General features: G+C 61.9%; 19 protein-coding genes. 13 read left to right on the forward strand and 6 right to left on the reverse strand.

Annotated elements, in window-relative coordinates; translation table 11 throughout:
* The first annotated feature begins 47 nt into the window (after positions 1–47).
* Positions 48–578: a TetR/AcrR family transcriptional regulator gene (locus JF539_RS24865; protein WP_236042655.1), complete on the forward strand. Its 531-nt coding sequence runs from the start codon at positions 48–50 to the stop codon at positions 576–578.
* A 90-nt stretch (positions 579–668) separates the two neighbouring features.
* On the opposite strand, the gene JF539_RS24870 is transcribed toward JF539_RS24865, so the two are convergent.
* Positions 669–1,571 carry a branched-chain amino acid aminotransferase gene (locus JF539_RS24870; RefSeq protein ID WP_207143546.1) on the reverse strand — a complete coding sequence of 301 codons (903 nt, stop codon included), beginning with the start codon at positions 1,569–1,571 and terminating at the stop codon, positions 669–671.
* A gap of 242 nt (positions 1,572–1,813) precedes the next feature.
* Here JF539_RS24870 and JF539_RS24875 point away from each other — a divergent pair, with 242 nt between their 5' ends.
* The 3 genes from JF539_RS24875 to JF539_RS24885 are packed head-to-tail and all read left to right on the forward strand — an operon-like array spanning position 1,814 to position 4,561.
* A complete protein-coding gene (locus JF539_RS24875) occupies positions 1,814–2,371 on the forward strand; it encodes a MarR family winged helix-turn-helix transcriptional regulator (protein ID WP_207143549.1) in 558 nt (185 codons plus the stop codon).
* A gap of 34 nt (positions 2,372–2,405) precedes the next feature.
* A complete protein-coding gene (locus tag JF539_RS24880; RefSeq protein WP_207143551.1) occupies positions 2,406–3,104 on the forward strand; it encodes a response regulator in 699 nt (232 codons plus the stop codon).
* An 11-nt stretch (positions 3,105–3,115) separates the two neighbouring features.
* Positions 3,116–4,561 (forward strand): ATP-binding protein, encoded by a 1,446-nt coding sequence (locus JF539_RS24885; RefSeq protein WP_207143553.1) that lies wholly within the window; start codon positions 3,116–3,118, stop codon positions 4,559–4,561.
* 5 nt (positions 4,562–4,566) lie between these two features.
* Here the strand turns inward: JF539_RS24885 and JF539_RS24890 are convergent, their stop codons facing one another.
* The 5 genes from JF539_RS24890 to JF539_RS24910 all read right to left on the reverse strand — a co-directional run bounded on the left by JF539_RS24890 (position 4,567) and on the right by JF539_RS24910 (position 7,787).
* Positions 4,567–4,908: a tRNA-binding protein gene (locus JF539_RS24890; protein ID WP_207143555.1), complete on the reverse strand. Its 342-nt coding sequence runs from the start codon at positions 4,906–4,908 to the stop codon at positions 4,567–4,569.
* Between the two features lie 162 nt (positions 4,909–5,070).
* Entirely contained in the window at positions 5,071–5,769 is a 699-nt protein-coding gene (locus JF539_RS24895; protein WP_207143557.1) for a TetR/AcrR family transcriptional regulator, read from the reverse strand.
* A 93-nt stretch (positions 5,770–5,862) separates the two neighbouring features.
* On the reverse strand, positions 5,863–6,681 hold the full coding sequence (proC, locus tag JF539_RS24900) for a pyrroline-5-carboxylate reductase (protein WP_207143560.1): 819 nt from the start codon (positions 6,679–6,681) through the stop codon (positions 5,863–5,865).
* Positions 6,678–7,178, reverse strand: a complete 501-nt coding sequence (locus tag JF539_RS24905) for a YbjN domain-containing protein (protein ID WP_207143563.1) — start codon at positions 7,176–7,178, stop codon at positions 6,678–6,680. The genes proC and JF539_RS24905 overlap by 4 nt, the downstream gene beginning before the upstream one ends.
* Before the next feature lie 342 nt (positions 7,179–7,520).
* Complete coding sequence (locus JF539_RS24910) at positions 7,521–7,787, reverse strand: accessory factor UbiK family protein (protein ID WP_207143566.1); 267 nt, start codon at positions 7,785–7,787, stop codon at positions 7,521–7,523.
* Positions 7,788–7,975: 188 nt separating this feature from the next.
* Here JF539_RS24910 and lgt point away from each other — a divergent pair, with 188 nt between their 5' ends.
* The 9 genes from lgt to JF539_RS24955 all read left to right on the forward strand — a co-directional run bounded on the left by lgt (position 7,976) and on the right by JF539_RS24955 (position 16,389).
* Positions 7,976–8,806, forward strand: a complete 831-nt coding sequence (lgt, locus tag JF539_RS24915; RefSeq protein WP_328809315.1) for a prolipoprotein diacylglyceryl transferase — start codon at positions 7,976–7,978, stop codon at positions 8,804–8,806.
* Positions 8,803–9,891, forward strand: a complete 1,089-nt coding sequence (locus JF539_RS24920; protein ID WP_209017583.1) for a class I SAM-dependent methyltransferase — start codon at positions 8,803–8,805, stop codon at positions 9,889–9,891. The genes lgt and JF539_RS24920 overlap by 4 nt, the downstream gene beginning before the upstream one ends.
* A 71-nt stretch (positions 9,892–9,962) precedes the next feature.
* Positions 9,963–10,727, forward strand: a complete 765-nt coding sequence (gene pgeF, locus JF539_RS24925; RefSeq protein WP_207143569.1) for a peptidoglycan editing factor PgeF — start codon at positions 9,963–9,965, stop codon at positions 10,725–10,727.
* Between the two features lie 9 nt (positions 10,728–10,736).
* Positions 10,737–11,894, forward strand: a complete 1,158-nt coding sequence (locus JF539_RS24930; protein ID WP_207143572.1) for a M24 family metallopeptidase — start codon at positions 10,737–10,739, stop codon at positions 11,892–11,894.
* A 3-nt stretch (positions 11,895–11,897) separates the two neighbouring features.
* On the forward strand, positions 11,898–12,512 hold the full coding sequence (locus JF539_RS24935) for a hypothetical protein (RefSeq protein WP_209017584.1): 615 nt from the start codon (positions 11,898–11,900) through the stop codon (positions 12,510–12,512).
* Between the two features lie 247 nt (positions 12,513–12,759).
* Positions 12,760–13,692, forward strand: a complete 933-nt coding sequence (locus JF539_RS24940; RefSeq protein ID WP_207143575.1) for a ribose-phosphate pyrophosphokinase — start codon at positions 12,760–12,762, stop codon at positions 13,690–13,692.
* A gap of 218 nt (positions 13,693–13,910) precedes the next feature.
* Positions 13,911–14,549: an ABC transporter substrate-binding protein gene (locus JF539_RS24945; protein ID WP_207143579.1), complete on the forward strand. Its 639-nt coding sequence runs from the start codon at positions 13,911–13,913 to the stop codon at positions 14,547–14,549.
* Complete coding sequence (locus tag JF539_RS24950; protein ID WP_207143581.1) at positions 14,546–15,271, forward strand: ABC transporter ATP-binding protein; 726 nt, start codon at positions 14,546–14,548, stop codon at positions 15,269–15,271. The genes JF539_RS24945 and JF539_RS24950 overlap by 4 nt, the downstream gene beginning before the upstream one ends.
* Positions 15,268–16,389, forward strand: a complete 1,122-nt coding sequence (locus JF539_RS24955; RefSeq protein WP_207143584.1) for an ABC transporter permease — start codon at positions 15,268–15,270, stop codon at positions 16,387–16,389. Before JF539_RS24950 ends, JF539_RS24955 begins: the two co-directional genes overlap by 4 nt.
* The last annotated feature ends 9 nt before the right edge of the window (positions 16,390–16,398 follow it).

Raw genomic sequence — 16,398 nt, forward strand, 5'->3', positions numbered from 1 at the left:
AAGTAGAGTGTTCATTCTACTTGCATTGGTAGAATAGCCATTCTACCATGTCAAGCATGACGGACATCACGGAAAAAATCGCCACGGGACTGGAGAAAGCCTTTGCCGAACATGGCTTCGCGGAACCGAGTGTGGGCGACCTGCGCGACGCCGCCGGGGTCAGCATGCGTACGCTCTACAAATACGCTCCCTCAAGGGAAGACATGGTACGGGCCGCCCTGGAACACCGCCATCGCCGCTATCTGAGACTTGTTTTTGAAGATCTCCCGAGCGACCCGTCACTTGCCCTGCCGGCGGTGATCGACGCGATCGCCCGATGGATGGAATCGGAAGCCGCCCACGGTTGCCTGTTTCACGCGGCGGTGGCCGCCGCACCGCGCGACGAAAAGCTTTTGCAGCTCTTGAAGGACCATAAGGCCGAAGTGGCCGAACGCACCGCGCGCGCCGCCGGCCTCACTGGCAAGGAAACAGACCTCACGCTGATCCTCGAAGGCCTGACCCAGAGCTGGCCGCTCTACGGAAAGGCCGCAGTGCGGAGTGCGAAGGAACTCGGTAGAAAACTGGCGACCGCCGCCTGACATCACCAGCGACGTAGCAAAGACCGGACAACGAAAAAGGCGGGCCTCGGCCCGCCTTTCCGGTCGACATCCAATCAGGTGCTTTGGAGCTCAGCCGGCGGCTGCCTTGAGGACCGGCACATCCGGCTGCACCGCCGCGTCATAGTCTTCCATCAGGGTCTTGATGATCTCGCCGACCTCGAACGTATTGCCGGCGATTTCCGAAACCGGGGTGACTTCCGCAGCCGTTCCCGTCACGAAGCACTGTTCGAAGCTGGAGAGTTCTTCCGGCATGATCGCCCGCTCGATCACCTCGATGCCCCGGTCCCTTGCGAGACCGATCACGGTCTGGCGGGTAATGCCGTTCAGGAAACAGTCAGGCGTCGGCGTGTGAATCTTGCCGTCCTTGACGAAAAAGACGTTCGCACCGGTCGCTTCCGCGATCTGTCCGCGCCAGTCCAGCATCATCGCGTCGGCATAGCCCTTGGCTTCCGCAGCATGCTTGGAGATGGTGCAGATCATGTAAAGCCCCGCGGCCTTCGCCTTGTAGGGCGCCGTCCTGGGGTCCGGGCGCCGATAGTCGGCCATATCGAGGCGAATGCCTTTGAGCCGTTCCTCCGGCTTGAAATAGCTTGGCCATTCCCAGGCCGCGATCGCCAGGTGGATGGTGTTCTTCTGGGCGGAGATGCCCATCATCTCACTGCCGCGCCAGGCGACGGGGCGGATATAGGCGTCGGTCAGGTTCATCCTGGCGAGCGTTTCTTCCTTGGCTGCGTTGATCTGCTCCGCAGTCCAGGGAATTTCGAAACCCAGCATGCGGGCAGAGTCCAGGAGACGGTCGGTATGCGCTTCCGACTTGAAGATCCGCCCGCCATAAGCCCGTTCGCCTTCAAAGACACTGCTGCCGTAGTGCAGCCCGTGGCTCAGCACATGCAGTTTCGCGTCCGCCCAGGGAACGAACGCGCCGTCGTACCAGATATCCCCGCTGAGCTGATCGAAAGGCGTTCCAGCCATCGTTTTTCTCCCGCTCGCTCCTTGAGCGTTTTTGTTTTCGTTTACAGTGGCCACCGGCGCGATTTAACTGCGCCTCTGCTCTGCTGTATCTTTTTGCACAGCACGCCAACTATCGGTATCCTGAGGGCCACGGCGACGCTGATCGGATTCGTTTATCATCTGATGCCTTAAAAAGCACCTTAATGATCGATCATTTCGTTCATGGCTGCCAACAAGTAACAATCGACCAGAATTAAGTCAATATGACTGACATAAATTTCAAATCCGCAATTTCCACGAACACAGCCAGGCACGAACCGGCAGAGGGGAAACCGCCGGAGGCCGGTGACGAAAGTCCGCTTTTCTACGATCTCATAGAACTTCTGTTCTTCGCCTACCGGGACTTCACCGGAGACCCGGACGATGCTCTTGCCCGGTTCGAGTTCGGCCGGGCCCACCACAGGGTGCTTCATTTCGTCGACCGCAACCCCGGCATCATGGTGACGGACCTCCTCGGAATATTGCGGATCACCAAGCAAAGTCTCGGACGGGTTCTCAAGCAGCTCGTGGATGCCGGGATCATCGAACAGCGCGAGGGACATCACGACCGCCGCCAGCGACTCCTCTACACCACCGAACGCGGACATGCCCTTGCCGAGGATCTGACGCGCTTGCAGCAGACACGCCTTGAACGCGCCCTAATTGGCCTGCCAGATGGCAGCGACGAGATCGTCCGCAGGTTTCTCCTGCAGATGATCGATCCGGACTCCCGGTCGGATATCCTGAAACTGGTCCGAAGTCCTTTCAGCCTGAAGGACTGAGCGGACGCCCTTCAAGAAAGACGATGCATCGACGATGAGCCTTCAGGTGCCAGACGACAACGCCAGCCACATTCTTCTGGTCGACGACGACAAGCGGATCCGGGATCTGCTCTCCAGACTGCTCAAGGAAAACGGCTATCGCGTCTCGACCGCCGCCAATTCCGCCGAAGCGCGCACCTGCCTGTCGGGACTGGAATTCGATCTGATCGTGCTGGACGTGATGATGCCCGGCGAGACCGGTCTTGAACTGGCCGGGTCGTTGAGAGAAACCTCCGAAGTGCCGATCCTGATGCTGACCGCCAGATCGGAAGCGACCGACCGCATTGCCGGCCTGGAAGCCGGGGTCGACGACTATCTTCCCAAACCTTTCGAACCCCGGGAACTGCTCTTGCGGATGGCCGCCATTCTCCGCCGCGGCAACCAGCAGCCCGTCGTCGCGACAGAGGAAATCCGGTTCGGGCCGTTTTCCTTCAACGCCGTGCGTGGAGAACTGAAAAACGGCGATGCCCCGGTGCGCCTGACCGACCGGGAAAAACAGATCATGTCGATTTTCGCCGAGCAACCCGGAGCGACCGTTCCGCGCCACAAAATCGTCGGCGACGAAAGCGGCCTCGGCGAACGCACCGTGGACGTCCAGATCAACCGTCTCAGACGGAAGATCGAGACCGATCCCGGCAACCCGGTCTATCTGCAGACGGTCCGGGGCATCGGTTACCGTCTCGCATGCGACTGAGCCTTGAGCGCATGACGCGGTTCGCAACAGCGTTTGCCCGGCACTTTCGTATTGCGCTGGCGGACCGGCTGAAGCTTGTTTCGCGGCCGCTCAAACCTCTGGCGGTTCCCCTGCAGCCGGTCTTGCGCGGCTACCGGTCGGCCTCCCGGCTGATGTACAGGATCATGCCGAAAGGCCTGTTCACCCGCACGTTCCTGATCATCGTCGGTCCGGTCGTGATCCTGCAATCCGTTCTCGTCTTCGTGTTCATGGAGCGCCACTACCAGCTCGTGACCCGGCGGATGTCGGAAGCCGTGGTGCGGGAAATCGCCTCCGTCGTCTATGTCCTGGAGAACTACCCGCAGGACCCGGACTACGGCAAGATCGAGGGCATGGCCTCCAGGGCGCTCGGCATGTCCCTGACGGTCATGCCGCTTGAGCCCCTGCCGCCCCCCGCCCCGAAGCCGTTCTTCGACGTCATCGACAAGGAACTCAGCCTGGCGATCAGCCAGCGGATCGGCAAACCCTTCTGGATCGACACGGTCGGCCGCTCGCGCTTCGTCGAAATCCGCATTCAGCTTGAGGATTCCATCCTGAGGGTATTCACGCGGCGCAGCCAGACCTACGCGTCCAACTCGCATATTTTCCTGGTCTGGATGTTTTCGACATCCCTGGTCCTGGTTTTCATCGCACTGTTGTTCCTGCGCAACCAGATCCGGCCGATCGTGCGCCTCGCCAACGCGGCCGAAGCCTTCGGCAAGGGGCGTCCGGCAGACGACTTCCGCCCCAGCGGCGCCCGGGAAGTCCGCCGGGCCAGCCTTGCTTTCATCGACATGCGCCGGCGCATCGAACGGCAGATCGAACAGCGTACCACCATGCTCGCAGGCGTCAGCCACGACCTGAGGACCATCCTGACCCGGCTCCGGCTGCAGCTGGCCTTTCTGGGAGAAACTCCGGAAAGCGACGCCATGCGCAAGGATGTGGACGAGATGAGCCACATGCTTGAGGACTATCTGGCCTTTTCCAGGGGCGACGGCGACGAGGACATCCAGACAACGGATGTGGCGCTCCTTCTGGAGGAACTGGAGGAAGAAGCGGAGATTTCCGGTCAGGCGGTCACGACCCGTTTCGAAGGTCCCTCGGAAGCGCAGGTCAAGCGCCTGTCCATCAAGCGCTGCCTCTCGAACCTGATCGTCAATGGCTGCAAATACGGCAACCGGGTGGAGGTCGACGGCAGAATCGACAAGGACTGGCTGATCGTGACCGTCGACGACGACGGTCCGGGCATCGCGGAAGACCAGCGCGAAATGGCCTTCAGGGCATTTCACCGCCTCGATCTGGCCCGCAACATGGACGAGACCGGAAGCGGCCTCGGCCTCGCCATCGCCCGCGACATCGCCCGCTCCCACGGTGGCGAACTCTATCTGGAAGACAGTCCGCTCGGCGGCTTGAGGGCCAAGCTTCGGGTGCCGGCCTGATCTTCTCAGAAAAGTCTGCCGCCGATCGGCACGTCCTTGTCCGGGGTCAAGAGAACCACTTCCCCATCCTCGTCCGGCACGCCGAGCGTCAGCACTTCCGACATGACCGGACCGATCTGGCGGGGCGGAAAATTTACCACCGCCATCACCAGCCGGCCGACCAGCGTTTCGGGCGTATAGTGTTTGGTAATCTGCGCGGAAGTCTTTTTGATGCCGATGTCCGGACCGAAATCGATCCGCATCTTGTAGGCGGGCTTGCGCGCCTCGGGAAAATCCTCGGCCTCGACAACGCGGCCGACGCGTACATCCACTTTCAGAAAATCGTCAAAACTGATCTGATCGCTCACGAAAACGTCCTTTCATTCCGCGAGCGACCATGAACGGTCTGGCGGTCTGGCGCAAGGGCTGGTCAATGAGGCTTCGTTACGCAGAAACTGTATCAGGTTTCACGCCGGGCAAGCGGAGCGAGACCCGGGGTAGCACGGGGAAAAATCCGTGTCGAAAAACAGCTATGCTCTGGCGGGCGCATCGCCCGTCACATTGGCCTCGTCCACGTCATCCCTGTCCCGAGCCCTTCGGCCCCGGCGCCTTTCGGACGCTCTGTTAAGAAACGAACGAAATCCCTTCGCGGCCCGTTCCAGACCATTCAGGCGCTGCATGAAGGACGATCCCCGGTCGAGTTCCTTGTCGAGAGCGGCCATGGTGCGCGGCATGCCCTCGTCCTCTTCGCCAAGCCAGACATCCACGACACGGGCGAAGGCGACAGCCAGCCCTTGCGAAATCATGCCCGCCTTGAAGCCGGAAGCCTCGATGCCCGCGGCGATCAGCATCCAGCGTTGCGACTTGACCTCGATCTGGTTGAACTCCAGGGCCAGCGCCGGATCGCGCCGCGCCGCCGCATAGAGGGCTCGCACCGCATCCCGGTTTTTGCCCAGGGCGTCGATGCGGGTCATCAGCACATCGAACAGACGGTCGCGCGGAGGCTGGTCCGCCATGTCCTCGTCGCGCGCATCGAGTACTTCCGTGTCGACCGTCTCGGCAAAGGCGGCAACCAGATCCCGCCGCGAGCCGTAGGCCGCGCGCATGTCGGACAATTTGACCTTCGCGGCTTCCGCGATCATCGGCAGCGACACATCCTCATAGGGATGCGCGCAAAGAAGGTCCAGAAACGTCTGCAGGATCTTTTGCTTGGTCTTGGCGCTCACCATCTGCCGGTCTCCACGATTCATTCTGTCCAGAACATAGGAAACCGGGCCCGCGGCGAAAAGGGTGACCTGCCGCCGCAGTCCCGGCTTGACCGATTAATCCGCCAGTTCCTTCGCCCGCTTGACCGCGGCGGCGACGGCTGCCGTCATGACCGGTTGTATCCCTTCCGAGCCCATCAGCACCTCCAGCGCCGCGGCCGTGGTGCCATTCGGGCTGGTCACGTTTTGGCGCAGGATCGAAGGATGGTCCCCCGACTGATGCATCAGTTCACCGGCCCCGCACACGGTGGCGACCGCGAGCTCTTCGGCAAGCTCATCCGGCAGACCGGCCGCCTTCCCTGCCTGGCTCAATGCCTCGGCGAGATAAAACACGTAGGCCGGTCCCGATCCGCTGACGCCGGTGACCAGATCGATCTGGTCCTCGCTGTCGAGCCACACGACCTTGCCAACCGCGGAAAGCAGCCGGGCCACGTCCTCTTTCTGCGCTTCGCTCACAACGCCTGTCGGATAGACGGCGGTGATGCCGCGCTTCACCATGGCGGGCGTGTTCGGCATGCATCGGCAGACCGGTACATCGCCGAAAACCGACTGGAACTTCGCGACAGGCGTGCCCGCCGCGACCGACAGGACCAGCGTATCGGCAGCCACGGCCGGTTTCAGGCCGGGCAGCACCTGATCCATCAGCTGCGGCTTGACGGCGACCAGCACGATTGCCGCCGACAAGTCCTCCGGAACGGAGGCGACATGGCGGATGCCGTGCTGTTTCAACAGGGCGTCCATCTCTTCGGACAGACGCGGATCGCAGACCGTGACGGCTGAAGGGTCAACCCCTTCGGCCATCCAGCCCGACAACATCGCCCCGCCCATCTTGCCGGCTCCGACAAGAAGGAAGGGCCGTTCTTTGGAAAAACTCATGCTTCTCCTGCGGTTTCGAACAAGGCTGTGTTCATCGCCTCGGAGGCCGAGTGACCGGCCCAGACGACGAACTGGAAGGCTTGATAGAAACGTTCGCAGTTTTCAAGTGCATTCGTCAGCATCGCCTCGATTTGCGCCGAGGAAGCTTCCGCGCCGCCCGCCAGCAACAGAGACTGCCGGAACATCACGACATTCTCTTTGTGCCAGAGATCGAAATGCCCCATCCAGAGCTGCTCGTTGACCAGGGCCAGGAGACGGACGATTTCGGTTTTGCGGGGCTCGGTGACCTTCAGATCGAAGGCGCAGGCCAGATGCAGGGCCTCGACTGCTTCCATCCAGGAAAAGGACACATGGTAGTCGCACCAGCTTCCCTCGATCGAGATGGTTATCTCGTCCTCGTCCGACCGCTCGAAGACCCAGTCGTTCAAGGCGGCGACAGTCTCTATGGTATCGACGGGATTGCCAGGTCGCTCGAATTCGATCTCGATGAGGCTCATGTGCCTTCTCCCCTTTCGAGCCGGGGCCTTTTACCCGATCAGGATAACCGGGCGGGCCGCCGGGAAATGTCCCATGCCGGAGGAGCAAAACGCGTCCCTGAGTGGCCCTTGACGAACCGGTTCCGTCTTGCTCCGACGAATCCCTGTTATCATTGAGTATAGGTGCAGGAAGGAATTAAGGGATACAGACTATTTCGGCTGGAAAAGCTGAAACTTGTGGACGAGTCGGCAATAAATTTAGACATATTGCTCAAAAACATTGCAAATCCGCCAAGTGCAGCCGTCGTATTTCCGTCATCAACTTTCAACAAAAAACGGCTGCACCAGCGTCATTCAGGCGCTTCAGGCCTCCCCGTCGCTGCCGGCCTCGCCTTTTTCAAGCTTTGCCAGCCGCGATTCGAGCTCCTCGACCTTGTCGAGCGCCCGTATCGCCATTTCCTTCACAACCTCGTGCTCCTCCCGGGACACAACGTCCATATCGGACAAGAAGCGTTCCGCCTGAGCCTTGAAGGCGGTTTCCACTTCCCGGCGCGCGCCTTGCGCAACGCCGGCGGCATCGGTCATGAGTTTGGCGAAATCGTCGAGAAAACGGTTCGGGCCTTGGGTCATCCGACCCTCCTTGATCGGGAACAGAAGATATCTCAACAGGTATGAGGGTTTGGTCTCGACTTCAAGAACCAAATCCGCCGCAGCCCCTGAAGGCAAGGCAGGGCCGCAGCTTGACGCACGGAACAAGATGGCGCATGCGTTGCCCGGGTTTTGTCAACCGTTCCCAGGCCGTTTGAAAAGGGTCCGCCGTGCCACCGTTACTCGCCCTGCCTTTTCCCGCCATTGAACCGGGCATCCATATCTACGGACCGATCGTCCTGCGCTGGTACGCGCTCGCCTATATCGTCGGCATCGTTCTGGCCTGGCGCTACATGCGCGCGCTCGTCGTGAACGACCGGCTGTGGGCCGGTGTCCGTCGGCCGGAGCCTCTGGAACTCGACGATTTCGTCCTCTGGGGCACGATCGGCATCATCCTCGGCGGACGCCTTGGCTATGTGCTGTTCTACAATCCGGCCTATTATTTCGCCAATCCACTCGAGGCCTTCGCGGTCTGGACCGGAGGCATGTCCTTTCACGGCGGTTTCGCCGGCACGGTCATCGCCATGATCCTGTTCGCCTGGAAGCGTGGCCTGTCGCTCTGGACATTGTTCGACCTCGCCGGATGCGCCGCGCCCATCGGCCTGTTTTTCGGCCGCATCGCCAATTTCATAAACGGAGAGCTCTGGGGCCGCCCCACCGATGTCCCCTGGGCCGTTGTCTTCCCGACCGGCGGTCCCGAGCCCCGGCATCCGAGCCAGCTCTATGAAGCCGCGCTGGAAGGCATCGTGCTGTTTCTGGTGTTGCGCGTTTTGAGCCACCGCTTCGCGCTCCTTCAAAAACCGGGGTTCCTTGCGGGCGCCTTTGCCTTCGGTTACGGCGTCGCGCGCTCGATTGCCGAGCTCTACCGGGTGCCGGACGCCCATATCGGTTATTTGAGCGGTTTCCTGACAATGGGCATCCTCCTCTCCCTGCCCATGATCCTGGCCGGTCTCGCCACGATGATCTGGGCAAGCCGCAAACCCGGACCCTCCTCCCGTTGACCGGACTGAAGGAAAAGCTCAAGGCCCGGATTTCGGCGGAAGGACCGCTATCGGTCGCCCAGTACATGGCGGCCTGCCTCGGCGACCCGGAGGCCGGTTATTACACGACGCGTGAGCCTTTCGGCGCGAAGGGCGATTTCATCACGGCTCCCGAAGTCAGTCAGATGTTCGGCGAACTGATCGGCGCCGCCTGCCTGACCGCCTTTGAGGCGATGGGCCGCCCGGAACGGGTAGAACTTGTCGAACTCGGACCGGGGCGGGGAACCCTGATGGCGGACCTCCTGCGCGTCGCCGCCCTCAGGCCCGCCTTCCTGGAGACGGCGTCGCTCAATCTGGTGGAGACCAGCCCGAGGCTGCGCGAATTCCAGAGGCAAACGCTGAAGGAGGCCCCGCTCGTCGCCGCGCATCAAGATACCTTCCGCGATGTTCCGGACGGCCCGTTGCTCCTCGTTGCCAATGAATTCTTCGATGCCCTGCCGATTCACCAGTTCGTCAGGACCGAAGACGGTTGGCGCGAGCGGCAGGTCGGGCTGAACGAAACGGGCGACCTGGCGTTCGGCGCGGGCACCGCCCGGCTGGCCGATGCCGCCATCCCGCCGGACTGCGTCTCGAGCCCTGTTGGCACAATCCTGGAGACACAACCCGCCGCGAATGCGATTGCCGGAGAAATCGGCGCCCGGCTGGCGAAATACGGCGGCATGGCGCTCTTCATCGACTACGGCTATCTGAAGACGGCTCCCGGCGACACGCTCCAGGCGCTCTACCGGCACGCCCATGACGACGTTCTGGCCCATCCGGGGGAAGCGGACCTGACGGCGCACGTCAATTTCGAAGCGCTCGCATCGGCAGCCTCCGCGGAAGGCGCCACTGCGCACCCTCCCCTCACCCAGGGCGAATTCCTGCTGCGCTCGGGGCTTCTGGAACGCGCCGGGGCGCTCGGGGCGGGAAAATCCCACGAGGAGCAGGAAGCGATCCGTGACGCCGTCGAACGGTTGGCCGCGCCCGATCAGATGGGCGGGTTATTCAAGGTTCTGGCCGTCACAGGTCCGGAAATGAGCCTGCCGCCGTTTGACAGCATCCGCTGAAACGCACAAGGATCGTTGCGCAATATTCGAATCGCGCCCTGAACCGTCTTCGGGGGCCAGGCAGGACCAGAATGAAAATCGAGTCGGACTTGCTCAAGCTTGACGGCATACGCCATGGCTACTTCACCCGCGAAGGCGGCGTCTCGAACGGAATTTACGGCAGCCTCAATATCGGCCTAGGATCCAGCGACGAACGTGGCCATGTTCTGGAGAACCGCAACAGGGTCGCCTCGGCGCTCGGAGTGGACGCGGCCAACCTGGTGTCTCCCTACCAGATCCATTCGCCAGATGTGATCGTCGTGACGGGCCCCTTCGAAGATGGCGCCGACCGCAAGGCGGATGCGCTTGTCACGAAAACGCAAGGTCTGGCGATCGGCGTCGCGACAGCCGATTGCGGCCCTGTGCTCTTCGCCGATCCTCAAGCCCGGGTGATCGGAGCCGCCCATTCCGGCTGGAAGGGCGCCTTTGGCGGCGTCCTTCAGAACACCGTCGCGGCCATGGAGTCGCTCGGCGCGGCGAAATCCGGGATCAGAGCGGTCCTCGGCCCGACCATCTCGCAAGACGCCTATGAAGTCGGACCGGAGTTTCACGATCGCTTTGTCGCGGACAATCCGGAAAACACCCGCTATTTCGAACCATCCGGGCAGCCCGGACATTTCATGTTCGACCTCCCGGCCTTCATTACGGACAGGTTGCGGGATCTTGGGCTGAGACATGTCGGCGGCACCGGCCATTGCACGTACAAGGATGAAGACCGGTTCTTTTCCTACCGCCGCACCACCCATCGCAAAGAGCCGGACTACGGCCGTCAGATCAGCGCAATCGCCCTACTCTAGGAACACCATATGGCCCTTCACTTTTCCGATGCCGAATTCGCCAACCGCTTTGAAAAGCTGAAAGCCGCCATGGAAGCGGAAAAGCTCGATGCCATGCTCCTGTTCGCCCAGGAAAGCATGTACTGGCTGACCGGCTACGATACGTTCGGCTTCTGCTTTTTCCAGTGCCTGGTGGTCACCAGGGACGGTGCAAAGGTGCTCCTGACCCGCTCTGCCGATCAGCGGCAGGCCAAACACACGTCCAACATCCAGGACATCCGGATCTGGATCGACACGGGCGCCGCGAGCCCGGTGAGCCAGCTCAAGGACATGCTTTTCGACATGGACCTTCTGGGCAGCCGGATCGGCATCGAATACGACACCCACGGCATGACCGGAAAGGTTGCCCTTCAGATCAACGCGGAACTGTCGAGCTTCGCCGACATCTCGGACGCCTCACCGTTCATCCCGGCGTTGCGAGCCGTCAAGAGCCCGGAAGAAATCGTCTATGTCCGCAAGGCGGCGGAACTTGGCGACAAGGCTTACCATGCGGCGATGGACGAAATCCAGCCCGGAGCGGACGAAGGCTGCATTCTGGCGGCCATGCAAGGCGCGATCTTCGAAGGTGGCGGGGACTATCCCGGCAACGAGTTCATTATCGGCTCCGGAGCGGACGCCCTGCTTTGCCGCTACAAGTCCGGTCGCCGCATTCTCGGATCCCAGGACCAGATCACGCTCGAATGGGCCGGCAGTTACCGCCGTTATCACGCCGCCCTGATGCGCACGGTCGTTGTCGGTGAGCCGACGGACAGGCACCGGGAGATGTATGACGCTGCGCGGGAAGCTCTGGCGGCGGTGGAAACCCGGCTCGTTTCGGGAAACACCTTCGGCGATGTGTTCGACGCCCACGCCGCCGCGGTGGATGCGCGCGGAATGATGCCGCACCGCCTGAACGCCTGCGGTTATTCGCTGGGCGCGCGTTTCACGCCGAGCTGGATGGACACTCCCATGGCCTACAAGGCCAATCCGGCCGAGGTGAAACCCGACATGGTGATCTTCATGCACATGATCCTGATGGATTCCATCAGCGGAACGGCGATGACCCTCGGACAGACCTACCTGACCACGGAAAACGCTCCGGAAAGCTTATCCACCCTGCCTCTCGACCTTCCGGTCAAGTCAGGATAAACAATGGCGACTTTGCGGTGCGGCGCCGTTTTCTCCGGAAACCGAGCCGGCCGCTGCGACACGACACACAGACACATCGACAGCCAGGCCTCCTACATGCCCGACACGTTCCGCAAGCATAACACCGTCTTCCTGCGCTTCCTGGCAAGTCTGCTGCTCATGAGCGCTGTCGCCGCCTGTCAGTCCGCCCCCCAGCCGCCAAGTCCCGTTGCCACGGCGGCGCCCTCACCGTCCATCAGCGGACAGGCGGACGACGAACAGGGAATCACCTTCGCTTTCGAGCCTTTCACCGGTGCTCCGGGCAACATTGCCGACGAACTGTCCGAGTTCATCGGCCGTGAGGCCGGCAGAAACGGCATCACTCTCGTTCGCCGCGTCGGGGCCAGCGCGACCTACCGGGTCAACGGCTACCTGGCCGCGACGGGCCAGCCTTCGACCGGAACGGTTTTCTACGTTTTCGACATTGTCGACGGATCGGGACGCCGCCTGAAGCGGATATCAGGCACCGAAGCGACCAGCGGCTCCTCGGGCGATCCCTGGCGGGCGGTCAATTCGGGAACTCTCTCCCGGATTGCCAACCGCTCGATCGTCGAAATCAAGGCCTGGCTCAACCGGTAATCCCTTCTTAGCTGGATAACCAACTCGCCACCTTGTAAAAATTTAAAAAAAGCGTGTGACAGGGCTTCAGAGCTGTTGTCGTTCCGTGTGTTGATTGCTACAACGCCGCCGCCTGCCGGGAGTCCCCAGTTGAGTTCCCGGCATCTGCCAGTCGAGATTAGGTCGCAAGGCCTAGGCCCTTTCCGTGTGTTTGCAGCAGCCGGCCCTGCGTGCAAACCCGGTGTCGCACCAGAAGGATTTGCGGCTCATGAAGATCGTTGCGGGCAATTCCAACCGAGCCCTGGCTGAGGAAATTTCCAATTACCTGGATGTTCCCTTGGCGAAATGCCAGGTCCGGCGGTTTGCCGACCAGGAAATCTTCGTTGAAATTCAGGAAAATGTGCGCGGCGAGGACGTCTTCGTCGTCCAGCCGACCAGTTATCCGGCCAACGACCACCTGATGGAGCTGCTCATCATCATCGATGCTGCGCGCCGCTCCTCAGCCCGGCGCATCACCGCCGTGCTGCCGTATTTCGGCTATGCCCGCCAGGACCGGCGCGCCTCCGGCCGGACGCCGATTTCCGCCAAGCTGGTCGCCAACCTGATCACCGAAGCCGGCGCGGACCGCGTCCTGACCCTCGACCTCCATGCCGGTCAGATCCAGGGCTTTTTCGACATCCCGACGGACAACCTCTTTGCCGCGCCGGTCATGACCCGCGACATCAAGGAGCGCTACGCCACTGACAATGTCATGGTGGTCTCCCCCGACGTCGGCGGCGTGGTTCGCGCACGCGCACTCGCCAAGCGCATCGATGCGCCGCTCTCCATCGTTGACAAGCGCCGCGACAAGCCTGGAGAGTCTGAAGTCATGAACATCATCGGCGAGGTCAGCGGCTACGATTGCATTCTCGTCGACGACATCGTCGACAGCGGCGGCACGCTGTGCAACGCGGCCGAGGCTCTTTTGGCCGATGGCGCCAAGTCCGTCACCGCCTATATCACGCACGGCGTGCTCTCCGGTGGCGCGGTCGCCCGCGTTACCTCTTCGAAACTGAAGGAGCTGGTCATCACCAACTCCATCGAACCGACCGCCGCGATCACCGCTGCCGCCAATATCCGGGCCATCTCCATCGCCCCCCTGATCGGCGAGGCGATCAACCGCACGGCCCTGGAAAAATCGGTCTCCAGCCTGTTCAACTGAGCAGGACAAACACGATTTCATGTCAACGCCCGGCCACCGCCGGGCGTTTTCGTTTGCGGCAACGTCTCACTGAAAACCGGGTCTCAACGAAAGACCGCAGACACCGCGTATTCACCGGGCTGGTTTTCCGGCAGTCCCCCACGTAGATTGACGGCTGCAACCAGAGCAGTTTGAAAACCTGTCTGGACTTGGATTTTGACCGGGGGCAGAGAAACAACGTGAACCGTTTGCGGACCGCTGCCCTTGTTCAATTCCGCCGGATGACGGGTCTTTTGGTCGTCCTCATTCTCGTTCAAGGCGTCGGCAATGGACTCGCGGGGGCCAAGCAGGCGAACGGGTCTGAGCAAGCCGTGGCGCGCATGCTCATCGCGTCCGACGGCCTTTCCGCCCAAACAAACCTCGCCGCCAAAGCCATGGCCACCCGCTTCAAGGCCATCGTGACGAGCCATTTTGCCCTTGGAACCATGGCTCGGGACGCCCTTGGCTACGACAGGTTCAACCAGCTCGGGACGAAAAGGCAAAGACAATATACAGAGGCCTTCAAGGAACATCTGGCACAGGGATTCGTGCTCGGCGTTCGCCGATTGGGATCCGCCGTCTCGACGGTCCTCGGATCCAGAACGGCCCCGGGTGGCGCTGTCATTGTGGTCAGCCGCTCCCGGGTCGCCGGCCGCGAGAAAGACACCTTCTGGCACATGTGCCGCGAACATCCGGCTTTGGTCTGCGATATCGAGGTCGACGGCATCCGCGCTTCGGCCCGGCAAAGGGCGGCCTTTTCCCGTGTGCTGGAGGAACACGGCTTCGAGCGTCTCCTGACCGATCTTCGCTCGGGCGAACTTGCAGGGCGGATTTCATGACAGGCGCCTCAAGCATACGGAGCTTCCCGCCGAAGGGAAGCATAAGCGCACGGGATCTGGTCAAGACCTTCAATCGCGGCAGCACCCGGGCGCTCGACCATCTGGACTTCGGCGCGGCCCCCGGTGAGATGACAGCGGTCACCGGCCCGAGCGGCAGTGGCAAGTCGACGCTTCTTTATGCGCTGGCCGGGTTGATCGACCTGGAATCCGGCAGCGTGAGCGTTTCGGGCGAGACCCCGAGAACGCACGCGGAGTGGACGCGGATGCGCCAGCGCCACATCGGCCTGATCTTTCAGGACGACTGGCTGCTGCCGACACTGACTTGTGCCCAGAATGTCGAACTGCCCATGATCGGCCTGGAACACAATCAGAAAAGGCGGCGCGAACGGGTCGACGAATTGCTGAAACGGGTAAACGCTTCAGACCTGGCGGACCGCACTCCTGCCGGTCTGTCCGGCGGCGAGCGTCAGCGCGTCGCCATCGCGCGCAGTCTGGCCAACCGGCCGGAAATTCTGCTTGCCGACGAACCGACGGGCGAACTCGATTCCGGCAATTCCCAAATCGTGATGGATCTCCTCACGACACTGAGCACCCGCGAAAAGATGACGATCGTCATCGTCACGCACGATCCAAGAGTCGCAAGGGCCTGCGGCCGGCACTTCGTTCTTTGCGACGGAAAGGGAACCTACAGCGACCTCTCTTCGGAAACGGAAGCCTCGTGACCTTTTCCTCCATCGCCTATGCCAATCTTCGCTCTCACGCGGTTCGCACGCTCGCGACGCTCTTCAGCGTTCTGCTGGCCGTTGCCTCGTTTGTCGCCCTGATCGGCCTCGCCCGCGGGGTCGAGCAGTCCCTTCTCTCCGCACTGAACCAGCGCCAGACGGATGTGGTGATCACGGAAAAGGGCGCGGTCGACCTGATCTCCTCCATCGTCGATGAAGATCTGGCCGAACGGATTGAAGCCTTTGACGGCGTCTCGGACGCGGCTGCGGAACTGACCCGCATGACCTCTCTCGACAATGGCGGCTCCGCCGTCGTCGTCGCCTGGCATCCCGGCGCCTATCCCTGGCGGGCCCTGACGCTGTCGCAAGGGGCCCTGCCGGACGAACGGGCCGGAGAAGCCGCCGTTGTCGGCGAAGCCTTTGCCAACCGCTACGGCCTTGAGGTCGGCGATGCTCTCCGGCTCTTCCATACCGACTTCGAAATCCTCGGCATCGCCGACTCAGAGTCGCTGCTGACACGGAACCTCGTGATGCTGCCGCTTGCCACGGCCCAGCGGCTGACCTTCCGGGAGGGTCAGGCGACAGCCATCAACGTCCGTCTCGATCCGGCGCTTTCACAGGCGGGAAAAACGGCCGCGATCGAGCGTTTGAAGACGGGTTTTTCCGAATATGCAGTTGAAGATATTCAGGCGCTTGCAACCGGTCACACCTTCGCGCGCATTGCCGACGTCCTGTCGCGTTCGATCGCTGTGGTGGCCCTTTTGAGCGCGGTCTTCGCCATATTCAACACGATGAGCACGGCGGTCCGCGAACGCCGCGGCGAGATCGCGATCATGAATGCCGTCGGCTGGTCGCGCCAACAGATCGTCCTGCTTATCCTTCTGGAAGCCGCGGTTCTGTCCGGTGCGGGCGGCCTGCTCGGGTGCGCGGCGGGCGCCGGTGTGGCGCATGCGGTTGCCGGCTGGGACGCCGTTTCCGGGATTGTCGACCCCGCGATCAGCCCCCGCCTACTCGCCGAAGGACTGCTCATTTCCATTTTCATGGGTCTTGCCGGTGCCCTTCTGCCGGCGCTCCAGACGACGTCCCTGTCCCCCGCTTCCGTGCTTCGGGGCAAGTAATTCCCCAAA

The organism is Roseibium aggregatum, assembly GCF_017309185.1.
In the GTDB taxonomy this organism is placed as follows: Bacteria; Pseudomonadota; Alphaproteobacteria; order Rhizobiales; family Stappiaceae; genus Roseibium; species Roseibium aggregatum_B.